Source organism: Blastococcus sp. HT6-4 (assembly GCF_039679125.1).
In the GTDB taxonomy this organism is placed as follows: Bacteria; Actinomycetota; Actinomycetes; order Mycobacteriales; family Geodermatophilaceae; genus Blastococcus; species Blastococcus montanus.
Genome location: NZ_CP155551.1, coordinates 1684866 through 1705307, shown reverse-complemented (window position 1 = coordinate 1705307; position 20442 = coordinate 1684866). Strand labels below are relative to the sequence as shown.

The 20442-nt window shown below is 71.7% G+C and carries 15 protein-coding genes and 1 tRNA gene; 8 read left to right on the top strand and 8 right to left on the bottom strand.

Annotation, left to right across the window (positions count from 1 at the left end):
• Positions 1-80: 80 nt before the first annotated feature.
• Positions 81-1550: a 30S ribosomal protein S1 gene (gene rpsA / locus ABDB74_RS08270; protein ID WP_269190399.1), complete on the bottom strand. Its 1470-nt coding sequence runs from the start codon at positions 1548-1550 to the stop codon at positions 81-83.
• A 218-nt stretch (positions 1551-1768) separates the two neighbouring features.
• Here rpsA and ABDB74_RS08265 point away from each other — a divergent pair, with 218 nt between their 5' ends.
• Positions 1769-2614: a class I SAM-dependent methyltransferase gene (locus ABDB74_RS08265; RefSeq protein WP_346623199.1), complete on the top strand. Its 846-nt coding sequence runs from the start codon at positions 1769-1771 to the stop codon at positions 2612-2614.
• A 70-nt stretch (positions 2615-2684) separates the two neighbouring features.
• Here ABDB74_RS08265 and ABDB74_RS08260 read toward each other — a convergent pair whose 3' ends face one another.
• Positions 2685-3764, bottom strand: a complete 1080-nt coding sequence (locus ABDB74_RS08260) for an AI-2E family transporter (protein ID WP_346623197.1) — start codon at positions 3762-3764, stop codon at positions 2685-2687.
• Between the two features lie 75 nt (positions 3765-3839).
• Positions 3840-6587, bottom strand: coding sequence for a DNA polymerase I (gene polA / locus ABDB74_RS08255; RefSeq protein WP_346623196.1), 2748 nt, complete (start codon positions 6585-6587; stop codon positions 3840-3842).
• Between the two features lie 66 nt (positions 6588-6653).
• Here polA and ABDB74_RS08250 point away from each other — a divergent pair, with 66 nt between their 5' ends.
• The 5 genes from ABDB74_RS08250 to ABDB74_RS08230 all read left to right on the top strand — a co-directional run bounded on the left by ABDB74_RS08250 (position 6654) and on the right by ABDB74_RS08230 (position 11551).
• Positions 6654-7067, top strand: a complete 414-nt coding sequence (locus tag ABDB74_RS08250; protein ID WP_346623194.1) for a PaaI family thioesterase — start codon at positions 6654-6656, stop codon at positions 7065-7067.
• 329 nt (positions 7068-7396) lie between these two features.
• The gene (locus tag ABDB74_RS08245; protein ID WP_346623192.1) at positions 7397-8638 is read left to right on the top strand and encodes a branched-chain amino acid ABC transporter permease; all 1242 of its coding nucleotides are present in this window, start codon (positions 7397-7399) and stop codon (positions 8636-8638) included.
• Positions 8639-8641: 3 nt separating this feature from the next.
• The gene (locus tag ABDB74_RS08240) at positions 8642-9640 is read left to right on the top strand and encodes a branched-chain amino acid ABC transporter permease (RefSeq protein WP_346623190.1); all 999 of its coding nucleotides are present in this window, start codon (positions 8642-8644) and stop codon (positions 9638-9640) included.
• A complete protein-coding gene (locus ABDB74_RS08235; protein ID WP_346623188.1) occupies positions 9630-10640 on the top strand; it encodes an ABC transporter ATP-binding protein in 1011 nt (336 codons plus the stop codon). The genes ABDB74_RS08240 and ABDB74_RS08235 overlap by 11 nt, the downstream gene beginning before the upstream one ends.
• Entirely contained in the window at positions 10637-11551 is a 915-nt protein-coding gene (locus ABDB74_RS08230; RefSeq protein WP_346623187.1) for an ABC transporter ATP-binding protein, read from the top strand. Before ABDB74_RS08235 ends, ABDB74_RS08230 begins: the two co-directional genes overlap by 4 nt.
• 526 nt (positions 11552-12077) lie before the next feature.
• Here ABDB74_RS08230 and ABDB74_RS08225 read toward each other — a convergent pair.
• Positions 12078-13394, bottom strand: coding sequence for an ABC transporter substrate-binding protein (locus ABDB74_RS08225; RefSeq protein WP_407062169.1), 1317 nt, complete (start codon positions 13392-13394; stop codon positions 12078-12080).
• 268 nt (positions 13395-13662) lie between these two features.
• Positions 13663-14262, bottom strand: a complete 600-nt coding sequence (locus ABDB74_RS08220; RefSeq protein ID WP_346623184.1) for a response regulator — start codon at positions 14260-14262, stop codon at positions 13663-13665.
• 76 nt (positions 14263-14338) lie between these two features.
• Here ABDB74_RS08220 and ABDB74_RS08215 point away from each other — a divergent pair.
• A tRNA-Leu gene (locus ABDB74_RS08215) sits at positions 14339-14412 on the top strand.
• A gap of 250 nt (positions 14413-14662) precedes the next feature.
• The gene (locus ABDB74_RS08210; RefSeq protein ID WP_346623183.1) at positions 14663-16402 is read left to right on the top strand and encodes an aminotransferase class V-fold PLP-dependent enzyme; all 1740 of its coding nucleotides are present in this window, start codon (positions 14663-14665) and stop codon (positions 16400-16402) included.
• Here the strand turns inward: ABDB74_RS08210 and ABDB74_RS08205 are convergent.
• The 3 genes from ABDB74_RS08205 to ABDB74_RS08195 form a co-directional block, all read right to left on the bottom strand.
• The gene (locus ABDB74_RS08205) at positions 16380-17261 is read right to left on the bottom strand and encodes an acyl-CoA thioesterase II (protein ID WP_346623182.1); all 882 of its coding nucleotides are present in this window, start codon (positions 17259-17261) and stop codon (positions 16380-16382) included. The two genes, ABDB74_RS08210 and ABDB74_RS08205, sit on opposite strands and share 23 nt — an antisense overlap.
• The gene (pyk, locus tag ABDB74_RS08200; RefSeq protein WP_346623180.1) at positions 17258-18673 is read right to left on the bottom strand and encodes a pyruvate kinase; all 1416 of its coding nucleotides are present in this window, start codon (positions 18671-18673) and stop codon (positions 17258-17260) included. The genes ABDB74_RS08205 and pyk overlap by 4 nt, the downstream gene beginning before the upstream one ends.
• 241 nt (positions 18674-18914) lie before the next feature.
• Positions 18915-20405: a glutamate synthase subunit beta gene (locus tag ABDB74_RS08195; RefSeq protein WP_346623178.1), complete on the bottom strand. Its 1491-nt coding sequence runs from the start codon at positions 20403-20405 to the stop codon at positions 18915-18917.
• Positions 20406-20442: the final 37 nt, after the last annotated feature.

Here is a 20442-nt window from a genome sequence, read left to right as displayed (position 1 = left end):
TCCCGCGGGAACGCCAGAGGCCCAGGACCGGATCGGTCCTGGGCCTCCGACGTGCAGAGCCAGCGGGTCAGACCCTCAGGTCACTCCCCGCCGGCCAGCTTGGCACGGAGCGCGGCGAGCGCCTCGTCGCTGGCCAGCGTGCCGCCGGTGCTGGCCGGGGCGTCCGGGCCGGCAGCGTCGTCGCTGGAGTAGCTGCCACCGGCCGCCGCCTCGGCGTCGGCCTCCTTGGCGGCCGCGATCTGCTTGCGGTGAGCCTCGAAGCGGGCCTGGGCCTCGGCGTACTGCCGCTCCCACGTCTCGCGGGCCTCGTCGTAGCCCTCGAGCCACTCGCCGGTCTCCGGGTCGAAGCCCTCGGGGTAGATGTAGTTGCCCTGCTCGTCGTACGAGGCGGCCATGCCGTAGGCAGCCGGGTCGAACTGCTCCTCGTCGCCGACGACGCCCTCGTTGGCCTGCTTGAGCGACAGCGAGATCCGGCGGCGGTCCAGGTCGATGTCGATGACCTTGACCAGGATCTCGTCGCCGACCTGCACGACCTGCTCCGGGATCTCCACGTGGCGCTCGGCCAGCTCGGAGATGTGCACCAGGCCCTCGATGCCCTCGTCGACGCGCACGAACGCACCGAAGGGAACCAGCTTCGTGACCTTGCCGGGCACGACCTGCCCGATCTGGTGGGTGCGGGCGAACTGACGCCACGGGTCCTCCTGCGTCGCCTTCAGCGACAGGGAGACCCGCTCGCGGTCCAGGTCGACGTCGAGGACCTCGACGGTGACCTCCTGGCCCACCTCGACGACCTCGGACGGGTGGTCGATGTGCTTCCAGGACAGCTCGGAGACGTGCACCAGGCCGTCCACGCCACCCAGGTCGACGAACGCACCGAAGTTGACGATCGAGGAGACGACACCCGAGCGCACCTGGCCCTTGGCGAGCTTGTTGAGGAACTCGCTGCGGACCTCGGACTGCGTCTGCTCCAGCCACTGACGGCGGGACAGGACGACGTTGTTGCGGTTCTTGTCCAACTCGATGATCTTCGCCTCGAGCTCGCGGCCCACGTAGGGCTGCAGGTCGCGGACCCGGCGCATCTCGACCAGCGAGGCCGGGAGGAAGCCGCGCAGGCCGATGTCCAGGATGAGACCACCCTTGACGACCTCGATGACGGTGCCGGTGACGACCTCGTCGGCTTCCTTCTTGGCCTCGATCGTGCCCCAGGCGCGCTCGTACTGGGCGCGCTTCTTGGAGAGGATCAGCCGGCCTTCCTTGTCCTCCTTCTGGAGAACAAGCGCTTCCACCTCGTCGCCGACGCTCACGACCTCGTTCGGGTCGACGTCGTGCTTGATGGACAGCTCGCGCGAGGGGATGACGCCCTCGGTCTTGTAGCCGATGTCCAGCAGCACCTCGTCCCGGTCCACCTTGACGATGACGCCCTCGACGATGTCGCCATCGTTGAAGTACTTGATCGTCTGGTCGATGGCGGCGAGGAAGTCCTCGGCCGTACCGATGTCGTTGATGGCGACCTGGGGGGTGCTGGAAGGACGGACCTGAGTGGAGGTCATGTGGTTGGTTGCTCCGGACGGTTTATGCGTAGGGACAGGACGACCCGCGGCCGTCGGACCGCGGGGAAGTGCAGCGGGGAGAACCGGCGGGGCATTCCCGGGAGGGAAGGGCACGACAGACCTCTGGCGCCTCCCCATCGTACGGACGCCGGGCGCATCCGGTCCACCTGGGTGGGACCGGTCGTGCCCGGTCGGCGGCGTGTCACGATCGGCGTGTCATGAACGCACCCTCCCCCGGGCCGGGCCTCCCCATCGGCAGCGACGGCTATCCGGCCGCCGGCGGCGTCGCCCGCCGCTCCGCGGGCGCCGAGGAGTCGGTGCGCGCCAACCGCCGCTGGTGGGACGCGGCGGCGCCGGCCTACCTGGCCGAGCACGGCTCCGACCTCGGGGACGCCGACTTCCTCTGGTGCCCCGAAGGGCTGCGCGAGGCCGATGCACACCTGCTGGGCGACGTCGCCGGCCGGCGGGTGCTGGAGATCGGCTGCGGATCGGCACCGTGCTCCCGCTGGCTCCGGTCGGCAGGCGCGGACGTCGTCGCGCTGGACCTGTCGGCCGGCATGCTCTCGCGGGCGGCCGAGCTCAACCGGACGACCGGCATCCCCGTGCCCCTGGTGCAGGCCGACGCCGGTGCGCTGCCGCTCACCGACTCGAGCGTGGACCTCGCGTGCTCGGCCTTCGGCGGGCTGCCGTTCGTCGCTGACGTCGAGGGGGCGCTGCGGGAGGTGGCGCGCGTGCTCCGGCCGGGCGGGCGCTTCGTCGCGTCGGTCAACCACCCGATGCGCTGGCCGTTCCCCGACTCCCCCGACCCCGACGACCTGCGGATCGTCTCGTCGTACTTCGACCGCACGCCGTACGTGGAGACCGACCACGGCGGCGCCGCCGTCTACGTCGAGCACCACCGGACCGTCGGGGACTGGGTCCGGGCCGTCGTAGGCGCCGGCCTCGTGCTCGAGGACCTCCTGGAGCCCGAGTGGACACCCGGCCGCACGGAGAACTGGGGGCAGTGGTCACCCGAGCGCGGCGCTCTCGTGCCGGGAACGCTCGTCCTGGTCTGCCGCCTCTGAGGGGGCTGCAACCGGCTCGCCCGGGGAACGGGCTCTCGTCCGGCCGAGGCGGCCACCGGCCGGCGCCGGCTCAGCGGCCGGCCACCGGCGGTGAGCCGTGGCGCACCCACACCTCGTGGGCGCCGGCCGACACCGCAGCGGCCAGCGGGACGAACAGGAGGGCACCGGCTATGCCCCACAGCAGTCCACCGGCGGTGACGGCCACCAGCACCATGAGGGCGTTGAGCGGCAGCCGGTTGCGCATCACGTACGGCTCGACGACGTCGTTGCCGACCTGCTGCACCACGACGACGAGCGCGAGGACGAGGGCGGCCGTCCCGAGCCCGCCGGAGCCGTAGGCCACCACCACGGCGAGCAGTCCGGCGACGAACGCTCCGATCGTGGGGATGTAGGAGGCGAGGAACTGCAGGGCGCCCAAGGTCAGGGCCAGCGGTACGCCGATCAGCAGCAGGCCCGCGCCGATGAAGACGGCGTCGAAGAGGGCGACGATCGTGAGTCCGCGCACGTAGGCGCCGACCGTGGTCCAGGCCGCCCGGCCCCCGGCGTCGACGTCCTCCCGCAGGCGACCGCCGAACTTGCCGACGAGCCACCGCCAGATCGCCTGGCCCCCGTGCAGGAACAGGAACGCGAAGGCCAGGGTGAGGAAGATGCCGATCAGGACCTCGGACACCGTCTGCACCGGGCCGAGGAGCGAGCCCGCGCTCGTCCCCCCACCCGAGCCCTGGGACGCGCCGGAGCCTGATCCCGAGCCGAAACCGGGCACGTCGACGCCGAACCGGTCCGAGATCTGCGAGGCGACCTGGTCGAACTGCTCGCGCAGGCGCGGCAGCTGCTCGGCGACGCGCGCTCCCAGGACGACGGCCAGGCCGGCCAGCGGGGCGACCAGGAGCAGGAGCGGACCGCCCGCGGCGAGCCACGGCGGAGCTCCCATTCGGCGGGCCCACTGCGCGAGGGGGGTCAGGATCCCGGCCACCAGCAGTGCGACGAGGAGCGCGACCAGGAGCAGGGTCAGCTTGACGGCGAAGCCGGCGAGCAGCCACAGCAGGACGGCCAGCACCAGCAGCCGCCCACCCACCGCGGCGCTCCGCACCAGCCAGTCGGGCGCCTGCGTGGTGGGCCGGTCGGGACGTGGCTCAGCAGCAGCACTCACCTGACGGATGTTGACCACCAGGACCGCGCTGACACATCGCCCGGTCGACACAGACCCTCTACTGGAGGGTGAGGGTCAGTGCGCGGCGGCGTCCCAGCTCGCCCCGAAGCCGACCGAGACCTCCAGCGGCACCGACAGCTGCGCCGCCCCGGCCATCTCCCGGCGCACCAGCGCCTCCAGCGCCTCCCGCTCCCCCGGCGCGACCTCGAGCACGAGTTCGTCGTGGACCTGCAGGAGCATCCGTGAGTTCAGCCCCTCGGCGGCGATCGCCTTCTCCACGTCGAGCATCGCCACCTTGATCACATCGGCCGCCGAGCCCTGGATCGGTGCGTTGAGCGCCATGCGCTCGGCCATCTGCCGGCGCTGCCCGTTGTCGCTGGTGAGGTCGGGCAGGTAGCGCCGTCGCCCCAGCGTCGTCTCGGTGTAGCCGGTCTGCCGGGCGTCGTCCACGACGCCGTCCAGGTAGTCGCGGATGCCACCGAACCGCTCGAAGTAGGCGTGCATCTGCTCGCGCGCCTCCTCGACCGAGATGCGCAGCTGCCCGGACAGCCCGTAGGCGCTCAGTCCGTAGGCCAGGCCGTAGCTCATCGCCTTGATCCGGCGGCGCATCTCCGGGTCGACCTCCGCGATGGGGATGTCGAACGCCCTGGAGGCGACGAAGGAGTGCAGGTCCTCCCCCGACGTGAACGCCTCGATCAGCCCCTCGTCGCCGGAGAGGTGGGCCATGATCCGCATCTCGATCTGGCTGTAGTCGGCCGTCATCAGCGACTCGTAGCCCTGCCCGACGACGAACGCCTGCCGGATGCGCCGGCCCTCGGCGGTGCGGATCGGGATGTTCTGCAGGTTCGGGTCGGTCGAGGACAGCCGTCCGGTGGCGGCGATCGTCTGCTGGAACGTGGTGTGGATCCGGCCGCCGTCGTCGACCATCGGGATCAGCCCGTCGATGACCGTGCGCAGCCGCGTGACGTCGCGGTGGCGCATCAGGTGCTCGAGGAACGGGTGGCCGGTCTGGGCCAGCAGCGTGGTGAGCGCCTCGGCGTCGGTCGTGTACCCGGTCTTGTTCTTCTTGGTCTTGGGCAGGCCCAGCTCGTCGAAGAGCACCGCCTGCAGCTGCTTGGGGGAACCGAGGTTGACCTCGCGACCGATCACCGCGTAGCACTCGGCCGCGGCGGCGGCGACGCCGTCGGCGAACTCGCGCTGCAGCTCGCGCAGGAAGTCCAGGTCGGCGGCGATGCCCCGGAACTCCATGGCGGCCAGCACCCGCGTCAGCGGCAGCTCGATCCCGCCGAGCAGGTGGTCGCCGCCGCGCTGGCCCATGACCGTCTCGAGGGCGGCGGAGAGGTCGTTGACGGCGACGGCCTTGAGGACGTCGGCGTGCGCGGCCTCGCGGGCGACGTCGTCCTCGCTGGGGCCGAGCCCGTCGAGCGTGAGCTGCCCCTCCGGCTGGGCGGCGTCCTTGAGCTCCCGCCGCAGGTAGCGGACGGCGAGGTCGCCCAGGTCGAAGGACCGCTGGCCGGGCAGCGCCAGGTACGCGGCCAGCGCCGTGTCGCTGACGATGCCGGCCAGCTCCCAGCCGCGGGCCCACACGGCCAGCAGCGGGCCCTTGACCTCGTGCACCACCTTCTCGGCGGCGGGGTCGGCGAGCCAGGCGGCCAGCGCCTGCTCGTCGGCGGCGTCGAGGTCGGGGCCGACGTCGACGAACGTCGCGTGGCCGTTGCCCGCCGCGAGCGCGATGCCGGTGAGCTCACCGGTGCCGCGTCCCCAGGTGCCCCGGAAGATGACGCCGGTGCGGCCGGTGCGGGCGTTGGCCTGCAGCCACTCCCCGAGCCCCCCTGCGGGCACCTCGTCGGCCTGGACGTCGAAGCCTCCCTCGACCTCGGGCTCGGCGCTGGTGAGGGTCGCGAAGAGGCGGTCGCGCAGAACGCGGAACTGCAGGTTGTCGAAGAGCGTGTGCACCTCGTTGCGGTCCCACGCCTGGACCGCCAGGTCCTGCGGGCCCACCTCGAGGGGCACCGAACGGTCGAGCTCGGTGAGCCGCCGGTTCTGCAGCACCGCGGAGAGGTGCTCGCGGAGCTTCTCGCCGACCTTGCCCTTGACTGTGTCGACCTGGTCGACGAGCGCGTCGAGGGAGCCGTACTCGCGCACCCACTTGGCGGCGGTCTTCTCGCCCACGCTGGGGATGCTCGGCAGGTTGTCGCTCGGGTCCCCCCGCAGCGCGGCGAAGTCGGGGTACTGCGCCGGCGTCAGGCCGTACTTGGTCTCGACCTCCTCAGGGGTGAAGCGGGTCATGTCCGAGACGCCCTTGCGGGGGTAGAGCACGGTGACGTGGTCGTTGACCAGCTGCAGGGCGTCGCGGTCGCCGGTGGCGATCAGCACGTCGAGGCCCTGCTCGACCGCCTGCACGGTGAGGGTGGCGATGACGTCGTCGGCCTCGTAGCCCTCGGCGGTGATCACCGGGACGCGCAGGGCGCCGAGGACCTCCTGGACGAGGCTCACCTGGCCGCGGAAATCGGTCGGGCTCTCGGCCCGGTTGGCCTTGTACTCGGCGTAGATCTCGCTGCGGAAGGTCTTCCGGCCGACGTCGAACGCGACGGCGAGGTGGGTGGGCTGCTCGTCGCGCAGGATGTTGATCAGCATCGACGTGAAGCCGTAGACGGCGTTCGTCGGCTGCCCGGTGGTGGTCGAGAAGTTCTCCACCGGCAGCGCGAAGAACGCGCGGTAGGCCAGGGAGTGCCCGTCGAGCAGAAGCAGCCGTGGGCGCGGACCCGTGCTGATCGGGGCGGCGGACGGCGGGGCGCTGGGGGTACTCACCGGAGCGGACATCGCGGTCGATCCTAGGTGCGCTCCCCGACAGGACGGCGCGGCCGACGCGGCCGATACGGTCCCGGCGTGAGCACCCCTCCCCCGGACTGGCTGCCGGCCGGTATCAGCAGCCCCCTCGACGACAAGCTCGGCGTGCGGATGACCGACTGGAACCCCGACCGGCTGGTCGCGACGATGCCGGTGGACGGCAACCAGCAACCCTTCGGGCTGCTCCACGGCGGCGCGACGTGCACGCTGGCCGAGACCATCGGGTCGATGGCCGCCGCCGTGGGCGCCGGGCCCGACCGTCAGGTGGTGGGCATCGAGCTCAACGTCAGCTACCTGCGTGCGGCCACCTCGGGCTCCGTGACCGCCGTCTGCACGCCGGTCCGCCGCGGCCGGACGCTGTCGACGTTCCTCATCGACATCACCGACGACCAGGGCCGGCGGACCGCGACCGCACGGCTGACCTGCATGACCCTCGACGCGTCGAAGACCTGAGCCGGCCTGGCCGACCGCCCCGGTCGACGGCCGGGCCCCCGCTCGGACCCTCGGCGCATCACCCGATCGTGCGGCGGGCCGCCACGCAGCGCTCCTCGAACGGCACGGCGTGTCGCAGAAAGGTCACAGGTCGGTGCACGGAGGCGGCCTGGGTGGACAACTACGTTAGGTTCCGACCTCAACGAATCCGCCGAGGAGGTCGAGTGACGCACCCGACGGACCGTGTCCGCCGGCACGGTCGACGCAGCAGTCCCGCGAGAGCGGTGGCTCGGAGGCCGGCTGGTGGACCGCCGCGCAGAGGGCTGGCCGCGGCGGTACGGCTGCTGCTGGTGGCGCTGTTCACCGCCGGACTGGCCACCCTCGTCCCCGGTGTCGCGCACGCGGCGGACGGGGAGGGCGAGCAGGTCTCCGGCACGCTGCGGACGAGCCTGAGCGGCCCCATCGAAGGGGTCGAGGTGGTGGTCACCACGCCGGACGGCGACGTGGTGGGCACCGACGAGACCGACGAGAACGGCCGCTTCGTCGTCGACCTGCCGGGCCCCGGTGAGTACACGGTGACCATCCCCGAGGACTCCCTCCCCGAGGGTGTGGAGTTCAACGCGGGGAACAGCCGCACGGTCACCGTCGACCCCGGACGCAGCCAAGGTGTGATCATCGGGCTCAACGACGGCTCCCGGGAATCCGGCGGCGGGTCCGTCCGCTGGGTCGAGTTGCTGGTCTCGGGGCTCCGCTTCGGCCTGCTCATCGCCATGGCGGCCATCGGCCTGTCGCTGATCTTCGGCACCACCGGGCTGGTGAACTTCGCGCACGGCGAACTGGTGACCATCGGCGCGATCGTGGCCTGGTTCATCAACGTGGGGGGCGGAGTACCGCTGATCGCCGCGGCGATCCTGGCGATGATCGTGGGCGCCGGCATCGGTGCCCTCAACGAAGTCGCCCTGTGGCGACCGCTGCGCCGCCGGGGCACCGGCCTGGTGGCCGCACTCGTCATCTCGATCGGCCTGTCGCTGCTGCTCCGGTACCTCTACCAGGTCATCTACGGTGGCCGCTCCAACGCTTTCGCCGACTACCGGGGTCAGCGCACCGTCGACTACGGCGCCTTCTCGATGACCAACAAGGACCTCACGTCGATGTTGGTGGCGCTGGGCGTCCTCGTCCTCGTCGCGCTGATGCTGCAGCGGACCAAGATGGGCAAGGCCATGCGGGCCGTCTCCGACAACCGCGACCTCGCCGCCTCCTCCGGGATCGACGTCAACCGAGTGATCCTGGTGGTCTGGATGGTCGGTGGCTCACTGGCCGCCCTGGGCGGCGTGCTGCTGGGCCTCTCGGACGAGGTCCAGTGGGACATGGGCTTCCGGCTCCTGCTGCTGATGTTCGCCGGCGTCACGCTGGGTGGTCTCGGCACCGCCTACGGCGCCCTCGTCGGCAGCATCGTGGTCGGCGTCTTCGTCCAGATGTCGACGCTGGTCATCCCCAACGACATGAAGTACGTAGGCGGTCTGCTCCTCCTGATCGTCATCCTCATCGTGCGGCCGCAGGGCATCCTCGGCAGCCGGGCCCGGATTGGTTGAGCCATGGCTGAACTCCTCGACGCACTCGCCGTCGCACTCAAGGCGGGGATCGGCTTCCAGGCCGTCTTCTTCGCGCTGCTCGCCATCGGACTCAACATCCAGTTCGGCTACACGGGGCTGCTGAACTTCGGTCAGATCGCCTTCGCCATGCTGGGCGGCTACGGGATCGCGATCTCCGTGGCCCAATGGGGGCTCCCCTTCTGGGTCGGCGTGCTCATCGGCATCGCCGCCGCCGTCCTGCTCGCCCTGCTGCTGGGCATCCCGACGCTGCGACTGCGCGCCGACTACCTGGCCATCGCCACCATCGCCGCCGCCGAGGGACTCCGGCTCACGTTCCGGTCGGTCTCGGCGACGCCGATCACCGCGGGCACCCGGGGGCTCTCCGGGTTCAGCGATCCCTTCGTCGATCTTGCGCCCTGGGACACCGCGCGCCGCTACAGTCTCCTGGGCACCCGCTGGAGCGGCGCGGACCTGTGGGTCACGCTCGTCGGCTGGGTGCTGGTCGCACTGGCCTGCCTGCTGGTGTGGCTGCTCGTCCGTAGCCCCTGGGGCCGGGTGGTGAAGTCCATCCGCGAGGACGAGGACGCGGTGCGAGCCCTGGGCAAGAACGTCTACGTCTACAAGATGCAGGCCCTCGTGCTGGGCGGCGTGCTCGGTGCGCTGGGCGGCATGGTGTACGCCGTCGGGACGGCGTCCGCCACCCCGGACCAGTACCAGAACGCGAACACCTTCCTGGCGTACGCGGCACTGATCCTGGGCGGTGCGGCACGGGTCCTCGGGCCCGTCATCGGCGCGATGATCCTGTACTTCATCGTCCAGTTCGCCGACACCGGGCTGCGTACGCTGATCAGCAACGGGGTCATCCCCGAGGACCTGCTGTCGGCCACCGACGTGGCCCAGATCCGGTTCGTCCTGATCGGTCTCGGGCTGATCCTGCTGCTGATCTTCCGGCCGCAGGGCATCTTCGGTGACCGACGAGAGGTGATGCTCGATGCCCGCTGACCCCACCCCCACGAGCGGCGCGCACGCGAGTTCCGCAGGCGCTCCGGCAGCCCCACGGCGGCTGGCGCAGGCCGCCCTCCGCGACCTGCCATGGGAGGTCGGCGTCGCCAAGCCCGATCCCGCCATCGTGGTGGACGGCGTCGTGCGCACCTTCGGCGGTCTCACCGCCGTCTCGGTCGACCACCTGGAGATCCAGCGCGGTGGGATCACGGGCCTCATCGGGCCCAACGGGGCCGGCAAGACCACCCTGTTCAACCTGCTCACCGGGTTCGACCAGCCCGACGGGGGCTCGTGGTCCTTCGACGGCCGCCCGCTCGGCAAGCTGGCCTCGCACCAGGTGGCGCGTCTCGGCGTGGTCCGCACCTTCCAGCTGACCAAGGCCCTGTCCCGGCTGACCGTGCTGCAGAACATGCTGCTCGGCGCGCAGGGGCAGAAGGGCGAGAGCTTCTTCCGTGCACTGATCCCGGGGATCTGGCGGGCGCAGGAGCAGGCCAACACCGAGAAGGCCATGGAGCTGCTGCGCCGGTTCAAGCTCGACACGAAGAAGGATGACTTCGCCGGCACGCTGTCGGGCGGACAGCGCAAGCTGCTCGAGATGGCCCGCGCGCTGATGAGCGACCCCAAGGTCGTCATGCTCGACGAGCCGATGGCCGGGGTGAACCCGGCGCTGACGCAGAGCCTGCTGGGGCACGTCAAGGACCTGCGCGAGCAGGGCATGACGGTGGTCTTCGTCGAGCACGACATGGACGTCGTCCGGGACATCAGCGACTGGGTCGTCGTGATGGCCGCGGGCAAGGTCATCGCCGAGGGCCCCCCCGAGTCGATCAGCCAGAACCAGGCCGTGGTCGACGCCTACCTCGGTGCACACCACGATGCCGCGCTCACCACCGAGGACGAGGACCGCCAGCTCGCCGAGGCCGCGGCCAGCATCTCCCGCGAGGAATCCACGGCCGACGTCCGGCGTCCGGAGCCTAAGCGCGAGAAGGGGACGGACCGATGACGATCGATCCCGGTCAGGGCAAGGACCCACGTGAGAGCACCGACCCGGAGTACGAGTTCGACCGACCGGCCGACCAGGGGGACGGTGCGGGAGCGGTCGGTCGGGGACCGAGCCGGCCCGAGGCGGCCGGCGACCTCTCCCCCGCCGAGCAGGCGGCCACCCGCGAGGAGCACGTCCGGCTGGCCGGCGATGCGCTGATCCGCGCCGACGAGCTGGTCGCCGGCTACCTGCCGGGGGTGAACATCCTCAACGAGTGCGACTTCTATCTCAACGAGGGCGAACTGGTCGGCATCATCGGGCCGAACGGTGCCGGCAAGTCGACGTTGCTCAAGGCGCTGTTCGGCCTGATCCCGGTGCGCTCCGGTTCGGTGACGCTGCGCGGGGAGAACATCACCTCGGCGCCCGCGCACCGACTGGTGTCCCTGGGCGTGGGCTACGTGCCGCAGAACAACAACGTGTTCCCCTCGCTGACCATCGAGGAGAACATGCAGATGGGCGTCTACCTGCGGCCGAAGTCGTTCAAGGAGCGTTTCGACTACGTCGCCGAGCTGTTCCCCATGCTGGGTGAGCGGCGTCGGACCAAGGCCGGTTCGCTGTCCGGTGGCGAACGCCAGATGGTCGCCATGGGCCGTGCGTTGATGATGGAGCCGTCGGTGCTGCTCCTGGACGAGCCCTCGGCCGGCCTCTCCCCCGCGTACCAGGACGAGGTGTTCATCCGCTGCCGGCGGATCAACGCCACGGGCGTGTCGATCATCATGGTCGAGCAGAACGCCCGCCGTTGCCTGCAGATCTGCGACCGGGGTTACGTGCTCGACCAGGGCCGCAACGCCTACACGGCCACCGGTGAGTCGCTGATGCACGACCCCAAGGTCATCGAGCTCTACCTGGGCACGCTGGCCAAGGCGCACTGACGGGTCCACCCGTTCGGCCCTCCGGCGCCGTCCCCTCGACAGGGGGCGGCGCCGGACCGCTTTCCGGGCGCGTAGCCGGCTCATGACGACCTCTCCGCCCCGAGCGCAGTGCCGCCTGCCCGCGCTCGAACCGCCGCACGGTCGCCGAGGCCACGGCAGGACCTGATGCCCCGGCCGCGGTGCTCCCTGGCGCGCCACCGCACTGCTCCCCGCTCCAGCGCCCGCCCGGCAGCCGGCTGACGCGCTCCTCGCACCGGCGAGTGAGCACCGGGGCCCCGGCCGGGGCGGAAGACGGGCCCAGCGCCCCGCACAGCGGGCCGGAGGGGCAGCACAGTGGCCCGGACAGCACAGTGGCCCGGACAGCACAGTGGCCCGGACAGCACAGTGGCCCGGACAGCACAGTGGCCCGGACAGCACAGTGGCCCGGACAGCACAGTGGCCCGGCACCCCGTGGGGTGCCGGGCCACTGCGACCGGGCGGTCGGCCCGCCCGGGTCACCGTGGTGACCCGGGCAAGCCGGACTGCGTCAGTCGCGCGCCGGGCCGATGCCCTCCGCGTTGAGGCCTTCGATGATCCGCGCCGACTCCTCGAAGCCGATCACCACCACAGCGTCGGGGTTGAACTCGACCATCTGCTGGATCTCGGAGTCGAAGTTCGCCGCCTGCGGGTCGTAGGTCAGCGTCTGGATGCTGTCCTCCGACAGACCTGCGGCCTGCAGGTTCTCCACGGTGTTCTCCATGAGACCGGTGCCGTACGGGTCGTTCAGTGCCATGATCCCGACGGTGTTGTTGCCGTCGTTGATGATCAGGTCGGACAGCGCCCGGGCCTGCAGGGTGTCCGGCGGAGCCGTCCGGAAGTACAGACCGTTGTCGTTGTAGGTCGTGAACTGGTCCGACGTGTTGGCCGGCGAGAACTGCACCACACCGGCGCGGGTGATGGCGTCGATGACGGTCAGGCTCACCCCGGAGGACGCGGCACCGACGATGACGTCGACGTTCTCCTGCAGCAACCGGTCGACCGTCTGCGAGGCGGTGTCGGTCGACGCGTCGCCCGAGTCACCCTCGATCAGCTCCACATCCTGGCCGAGCACGCCACCGGCCTCGTTGATCTCCTGGACGGCCAGCCGGGCGCCGGCGACCTCCGGGGGGCCGAGGAACGCGAGGTTACCGGTGAGCGGCAGCAGGGTGCCGATGACCAGCGGGTCGTCCGTCGTGGCGCCCGGAGGCGCCGGGGCCGGACCCTCGTCACTGGCCGCGTTGTCCGCGTCACCGGCGAGCACGAACTCGGTGGCGTCGGAGTCGATCTGGTTGTCCTGGCCGAACTCCAGGATGCCGAAGCTGGCCACCGCCGGCTCGCCGGGCTCGGTGAACTCGAGCGGACCGGACACGCCGTCGTAGTCGGGGTTGCCGCCCGCGTCGATGATCTCCTTGCAGGAGACGAAGTCCTCGCAGGTCTCGCCGCCGAAGGTGATGCCGTTGATGTAGGGCGCGAACTCCGTGGGCTCGGTGCTGCCGGCCAGCTGGGCGGCCAGCGCGCTCACGATGATCGCGTCGTAGGTCTCACCCGCGTAGTTGAAGTCCTGCAGATCGGGATCGATCGCCAGGAGCCGGTCGGTGAAGTCCGAGGACAGCTCCGTCAGTGGCGTGGTGCCCCGCATCCCGGCCAGGGCGCCCTCGGTGGTGAAGGACTCGCCCAGGGCGTTCCCCATGTTCCCGTCGGTCCCGTAGACGTTGACCAACTTCTCGCCGCCGCCGACGCCGCCGTCGCCGCCCTCGGCAGCAGGCGTGCCGCCCTCGTCGCCGCCGCCGCATGCGGTGAGGGCGAGCAGGGCGGCACCGGTCACGGCGATGCCGCGGGCATTCTTGCCAGTGCGCATCAAGCAACTCCCAGTGTCATCAGTGCGTCCGTGGCCGTTGCGCATGCGCGACAACTGCCGATCGAACACCGATCAGTTCGCAGAACCTAGCCGCCGATCATGGAGATGCACCCGACCGCAGAGGGATAGTGATGAGGTCGTGACCTGGGCGTAGGCAACATGGAACATCTGGTACACAGAGTCACACCCGCGCAACATGCAGCCGCCGGACCGCTCGCCGCGCGCGCCCAGCGGGTCAGGCGGAGCTCTCCTCGGTGGCGGGGCCGCCGGCCAGGATGGCCTCCGCCAGCGCCTTCATGCTCGTCCGCTCGTTCATGGCCGTGCGCTGGATCCACCGGAAGGCCTCGGCCTCGGTCATCCCCTGGTCGGCCATCAGCCGCCCCTTCGCCTGCTCGACGACCTTCCGCGTCTCCAGGCGCTCCTCGAGGGTCTTGACCTCGCTGTCGAGCGCCGTCATCTCGGCGAACCGGCCGCGCGCCACCTCGATCGCCGGGACGAGGTCGTTCTTCGAGAACGGCTTGACCAGGTAAGCCATCGCCCCGGCGTCGCGGGCCCGTTCGACGAGCTCCCGCTGGCTGAACGCCGTCAGCACGATGACGGGCGCGATCCGCGCCGATGCGATCCGCTCCGCCGCGGACAACCCGTCGAGGACGGGCATCTGGATGTCGACGATCACCAGGTCGGGGCGCAGCTCCTCGGCCCGGTCGATCGCCTGCTGGCCGTCACCGACCTCGGCGACGACCGTGTACCCCTCCTCCTCGAGCATCTCCTTGAGGTCGAGACGGATGAGCGCCTCGTCCTCGGCGATCACGACGCGGATCGGCTTGCTGGTCACGGCACGAGAGCCTAGCGAGGTCCGGTCGCCGGCACCGCCCCGCTACTCTGCTCGGGCAGCCGGGTCACCCCGGCACGCCCCCGTACCCCAATCGGCAGAGGGAGCGGATTCAAAACCCGCGCAGTGTGCGTTCGAGTCGCACCGGGGGCACCCTGCTCATCCGATCCGCCGGATCGCACGGCGGACTCGTGCCGCCCCTCGGCTCGGCCCACCGCGCCCGGCGGTGGGCCCGCCCGAAGGCCACCGCCTCGGTGATCCGCACCCTCGCGAGGAGGACCTCCACCGCGAGCCCGACCGCGAGGCCGGCTTCTCCCACCGGACCCGACCGCGGGCCCCTCGGCACGGCAACACCCCCCGCACCGCGCCCGGGCGCCGTCCCCGCACCTAATACGGTGGCACCGTGACCGAGCCCGCCCCGCACATGACCCCCGAGCAGTTCCGGCGCCACGGCCACGAGGTGGTCGACTGGATCGCCGACTACTGGACGCGGATCGGCTCCTTCCCGGTGCGCTCGCAGGTCTCCCCCGGCGACGTCCGCGCGGCGCTGCCCGCGGACCCCCCGGAGTCGGGTGAACCGTTCTCCGCGGTGCTGGCCGATCTGGACCGCGTGGTCATGCCGGGCATCACGCACTGGCAGCACCCGGGGTTCTTCGGCTACTTCCCGGCCAACACCTCCGGCCCGTCGGTGCTCGGCGACCTGGTCTCGGCGGGCCTGGGCGTGCAGGGCATGTCCTGGGTGACCAGCCCGGCGGCGACCGAGCTGGAACAGCACGTCATGGACTGGTTCGCCGGCCTGCTCGGCCTGCCGGAGTCCTTCCTGTCCACGGGTACCGGCGGTGGCGTCGTCCAGGACTCCAGCTCCGGGGCCAACCTCGTCGCGCTGCTGGCCGCCCTCCACCGCGCCTCCGGCGGGGCCACCGTGCGCGGCGGGGTGCAGCCCGACCGCGCCACCGTCTACGTCTCCGCCGAGACGCACTCCTCGATGGAGAAGGCCGTGCGCATCGCCGGCCTGGGCACCGACGCGGTCCGGATCGTGGAGGTGGACGGCGACCTCGCGATGAACCCGGGTGCGCTAGCCGCCCGCCTCGAGCGCGACACGGCCCGCGGGTACCGGCCGGTGCTGGTCTGCGCGACCGTCGGCACGACGTCGACCACGGCCGTCGACCCGCTCGCCGCCATCGGCCCGATCTGCCAGAAGTACGGCGTCTGGCTGCACGTCGACGCCGCCTACGCCGGCGTCAGCGCCGTCGTCCCCGAGCTCCGGCAGCTGCAGGCCGGCGTCGAGTGGGCCGACAGCTACACCACCGACGCGCACAAGTGGCTGCTGACCGGCTTCGACGCCACCCTGTTCTGGGTCGCCGACCGCGCAGCGCTGACCGGCGCGCTGGCGATCCTCCCCGACTACCTGCGCAACGCCGCCACCGACGCCGGCACGGTGGTGGACTACCGCGACTGGCAGATCGAACTGGGCCGCCGCTTCCGCGCGCTCAAGCTGTGGTTCGTGCTCCGTTGGTACGGCGCCGAGGGGCTGCGGGCCCACATCCGCGGGCACGTCGCCCTGGCGCAGGAGCTCGCCGCCTGGGCGGCCGCCGACGAGCGCTTCGACGTCGTGGCCCCGCACCCGCTCTCCCTGGTGTGCCTGCGGCCCCGCTGGCCCGACGGGGTCGACGCCGACGTCGCGACGATGACGCTCCTCGAGCGGCTGAACGACGGCGGGGAGGTGTTCCTGACCCACACGACGGTCGAACGCCAGCCGGTGCTCCGCGTCGCGATCGGCTCGCCGGCGACGACCCGTGCGCACGTCGAGCGCGTGTGGACGCTGCTCAAGGAGGGCCACGACTGGCTCGCCGCGGATTTCGCCGCCCAGGCGGCGGAACAGGCGGCGGCTCGGGCCGCCGAGCGCGAGCGGGCCGAGGCCGAGCGGGCGGAGCGGGACCGCGCCCGGGCCGAGCGCCAGCAGGCGGGGCGGGAGCAGGCGGAGCCGGAACCGGCGGGCCACGGGCAGGCCGAACGCGAGAAGTCCGACGCGTCGGCTCCGCCGCCGGTCGACGAGACGGCCGCGGTCCTCGACGAGACCGATGCCGTGCAGGCCGGCCCGAGCGGTCCGGGCGGCCCGGTCAGCCCTTCAACGAGCGGATGAGGCCCTGCTGGGCGACCGTGGCGACGTGCGTGCCGTCCGCGGCCCAGACCTCCCCGAAGCACAGCGCCCGGCCGGCCGAGGCGGCGGGGCTGTCGGTCTGGTACAGGAACCACTCGTCGGACCGGACCTGCTGGTGGAACCACACGGCGTGGTCGAGGCTCGCGCCCACGAATCGGCCACCCCAGCCGCCGCCCAGCCGGGCCAGGCCCGCGGACAGCAGCGTGAGATCGCTGGCGAAGGTGAGCGCCGCGGTGTGCACCGCCGGCACCTCCGGCAGCCGGCCCGCCACCCGCATCCAGGCGTAGGTCCGGGTGTGCGGTGGCCGCTTCGGTTCCCGGTTGAACGGGTCCTCCATGAGCCGCTGCTCCACCGCGCGGCTGATGGCCAGGGCAGCCGCGGCGTGCTCCCCGTAGGGCGCCACCATCTCGGCCAGGGTCGGCAGCGTCTCCGGTCGCGGCACGTCCGGCATCGGCAGCGCGTGCTCGGCGACGGCGGGCTGCGGGGCCGAGGCGTCCGCGGTGAGCGAGAAGATCGCGACGTCCTCCCCCTTGCGCCGCTGGCAGGCGATCACGCGACGGGTGGTGAAGGTACGGCCGTCACGGATCCGGTCGACGGCGTAGCGGATCTCCTCGTTCGGGTCGCCCGGCCGCAGGAAGTACGAGTGCAGCGAGTGGACGGTGCGGTCCTCCGGCAGCGTGCGGGTGGCCGCCATCAGCGCCTGCCCGGCCACCTGGCCGCCGAAGATGCGCTGCAGCGGCGTGCTCGGTGTCTGCCCGACGAACAGGTCGTCGTCCCGCTGCTCCAGGTCCAGCACCGACATCAGGGCCGACGCCTGGCTGTCGGCCGCCGGCTCGCTCACGAGTCGGTACCCACCTCGTGGACGCGGATGAGGTTGGTGGACCCCACCGTGTTCGGCGGGCTGCCCGCGACGACGACGACGCGGTCGCCGACCTTGAGCCGGCCGATCGAGAGCAGGGAGAAGTCGACCTGCTCCACCATGTCGTCGGTGTGCTCCACCGTCGGCACGAGGAAGGTCTCCACGCCCCACGCGAGGGCCAGCTGGCTGCGCACCCGGGCGTCCACGGTGAAGGCCAGCAGCGGCTGCCGGGGGTGCAGCGCCGCCAGCCGGCGGGCGGTCTCGCCCGTCTGCGTGAAGGTGCACAGCGCCTTCACGTCCAGCGACTCACCGATGTCCCGCGCCGCGCGGACGATCGCGCCCGATCGCGACCGCGACCGGCGCGCCAGGTCCGGCGCCCACAGGTGGTCGTTCTCGACCGCGTCGATGATCCGCTCCATCGTGCGCACGGCGCCGATGGGGTAGGCACCGACGGACGTCTCGCCCGAGAGCATGACCGCATCGGTCCCGTCGAGCACGGCGTTGGCGACGTCGGAGGCCTCTGCGCGCGTGGGCCGGGAGTTGGTGATCATCGACTCGAGCATCTGCGTGGCGACGATGACCGGCTTGTTGCGCTCGCGGGCCGCCTGGATGGCGCGCTTCTGCACCAGCGGGACCTGCTCCAGGGGCAGCTCCACGCCCAGGTCGCCGCGGGCGACCATGACGCCGTCGAAGGCCTCCACGATGGCGTCGAGGTTCCGGACCGCCTCTGGCTTCTCCAGCTTGGCGATGACCGGGACGTGGATGTCCTCCTGCCGCATGATGTCGCGCACCAGTGCGACGTCGGTCGGCGAGCGCACGAAGGACAGCGCGATGAAGTCGGCTCCCAGGTGCAGGGCGAAGCGGAGGTCCTCCTCGTCCTTGTCCGACAGCGCCGGCACGCTCACCGAGACGCCGGGCAGCGAGAGGCCCTTGTTGTTGGAGACGGTGCCGCCCTCGACGACGAGGCAGTAGACGTCGGGGCCGTCCACCCGCACGACGCTCAGCGAGAGGTTGCCGTCGTCGACGAGCAGCCGGTCGCCCACCCGGACGTCGTTGTGCAGGTCCTTGTAGGTCGTGGAGACCCGCTCGGCGGTACCGGGGACGTCCTCGACGGTGATGCAGATCTGGCTGCCGGTCTCCCAGACGACGGGGCCCTCGGCGAACGTGCCGAGCCGGATCTTGGGCCCCTGCAGGTCGGCGAGGATGGCGACGGCGCGACCGGTGGCGTCGGAGGCGGCGCGCACCAGCCGGTAGGCCGATGCGTGGTCCTCGTGCGAACCGTGGCTGAAGTTGAGCCGGGCGACGTCCATGCCCGACTCGACGAGGGCGGTGACCTGCTCGGCCGAGCTGGTGGCCGGACCCAGGGTGCAGACGATCTTCGCGCGGCGGGACATGGCGATAACGCTAGTGGTCCGCCGAACCACCGGCCCACGCGACCCGCGCGGCGGCGACGACGTGTCCCGCCGAGCGGCTCCGCGCAGGCGGGACGGAGACGCTCCTCCGGACCGGGGGACGGCCGTTGGCCGCGGTGTCGCGCCGAGTGGGGCCCGGAGGGCTCCGCGCAGGCGGGACGGAGACGCTCCTCCGGACCGGGGGACGGCCGTTGGCCGCGGTGCGGTCCGGAGGAGCGCGGTGTTATCGCAGGGCGACCGCCGTCGGGGTCACCGGTGCCGGCAGCATCGACTCGCCGGTCAGCCAGGTGTCGACGCCGGCGGCCGCGGCGCGCCCCTCGGCGATCGCCCAGACGATCAGCGACTGGCCGCGGCCCATGTCACCGGCCACGAACACACCCGGGACGGTGGTCATGAACGCGTCGTCCCGGACGACGTTGCCGCGTCCGTCGACCTCGACGCCGAGGGTGTCGACCAGGCCCTCCCGCTGCGCCCCGGTGAACCCCATCGCCAGGAACACCAGGTCGGCCGGGAGCTCGCGGTCGGACCCCTCGATCTTCTGGAACCGGCCGTCCACCCGCTCCACCTCGTGGATGAGCAGCGCCCGCACGTTGCCGTGCTCGTCTCCCACGAAGCGCTCGGTGTTGACCGAGTAGAGCCGCTCGCCGCCCTCCTCGTGCGCACTGGAGACGCGCATGATCATCGGGTAGGTCGGCCAGGGGTTGGTGTCCTGGGCGCGCCGCTCCGGCGGCGCCGGCATGATCTCCAGCTGGGCGACCGAGGCCGCCCCCTGCCGGTGCGCGGTGCCGAGGCAGTCGGCGCCGGTGTCACCGCCACCGATGATCACCACGTGCTTGCCGTGCGCGTCGATCGGCGGGGAGTCCAGCTCGCCGAGGGCCTGCCGGTTGCCGTAGGGCAGGTACTCCATGGCCAGGTGGATGCCCGACAGCTCCCGGCCCGGGGCGGGCAGGTCACGGCCGACGGTCGCCCCGCCGGCGAGGACCACGGCGTCGAAGTCGGCGCGCAGCTGCTCCACCGACAGGTCGCCCTCGGCGCTGCCGCCCACGTCGACACCGGTCACGAACCGGGTGCCCTCGGCGCGCATCTGGTCCAGCCGCCGGTCGAGGACCGACTTCTCCATCTTGAACTCGGGGATGCCGTAGCGGAGCAGCCCGCCGACCCGGTCCGCACGCTCGTAGACGGTGACGTCGTGCCCGGCCCGGGTGAGCTGCTGGGCGGCGGCCAGGCCCGCGGGCCCGGAGCCGATGACGGCGACCTTCTTGCCGGTGCGCTCGGCCGGGGTCTGCGGGGTGACCCAGCCCTCGTCCCACGCCCGGTCGATGATCTCCCACTCGATCTGCTTGATCGTCACCGGCGACTCCTGCAGGTTGAGCACGCAGGAGCCCTCGCACGGCGCCGGGCAGAGCTTCCCGGTGAACTCCGGGAAGTTGTTCGTCGCGTGCAGCCGCTCGATGGCGTCCTGCCAGTCGTCGCGGCGGGACAGGTCGTTCCACTCCGGGATCAGGTTCGCCACGGGGCAGGCGTGGTGGCAGAACGGGATGCCGCAGTCCATGCAGCGCGCCGCCTGCTTGCGCACCTCCGCCGTCGGGAACAGCGGGTCCTCGCCGTTCTGGCGCCGGGTGTAGACATCCTTCCAGTCCATGATCCGGAGCTCGACCGGACGCCGCGGCGGGAGGCCGCGCTCGTACTTCAGGAAACCGGTCTGGTCAGCCACGTGCTGCCTCCCTCTGCTGCTCGTTCGTTCCGCGGAC

What these genes read in the sequence shown, in the direction of transcription:
- rpsA (WP_269190399.1), bottom strand. Translation starts at nt 1,550, where the DNA reads ATGACCTCCACTCAGGTCCGTCCTTCCAGCACCCCCCAGGTCGCCATC.
- pyk (WP_346623180.1), bottom strand. Translation starts at nt 18,673, where the DNA reads ATGTCCCGCCGCGCGAAGATCGTCTGCACCCTGGGTCCGGCCACCAGC.
- ABDB74_RS08240 (WP_346623190.1), top strand. Translation starts at nt 8,642, where the DNA reads ATGGCTGAACTCCTCGACGCACTCGCCGTCGCACTCAAGGCGGGGATC.
- ABDB74_RS08235 (WP_346623188.1), top strand. Translation starts at nt 9,630, where the DNA reads ATGCCCGCTGACCCCACCCCCACGAGCGGCGCGCACGCGAGTTCCGCA.
- ABDB74_RS08230 (WP_346623187.1), top strand. Translation starts at nt 10,637, where the DNA reads ATGACGATCGATCCCGGTCAGGGCAAGGACCCACGTGAGAGCACCGAC.
- ABDB74_RS08265 (WP_346623199.1), top strand. Translation starts at nt 1,769, where the DNA reads ATGAACGCACCCTCCCCCGGGCCGGGCCTCCCCATCGGCAGCGACGGC.
- polA (WP_346623196.1), bottom strand. Translation starts at nt 6,587, where the DNA reads ATGTCCGCTCCGGTGAGTACCCCCAGCGCCCCGCCGTCCGCCGCCCCG.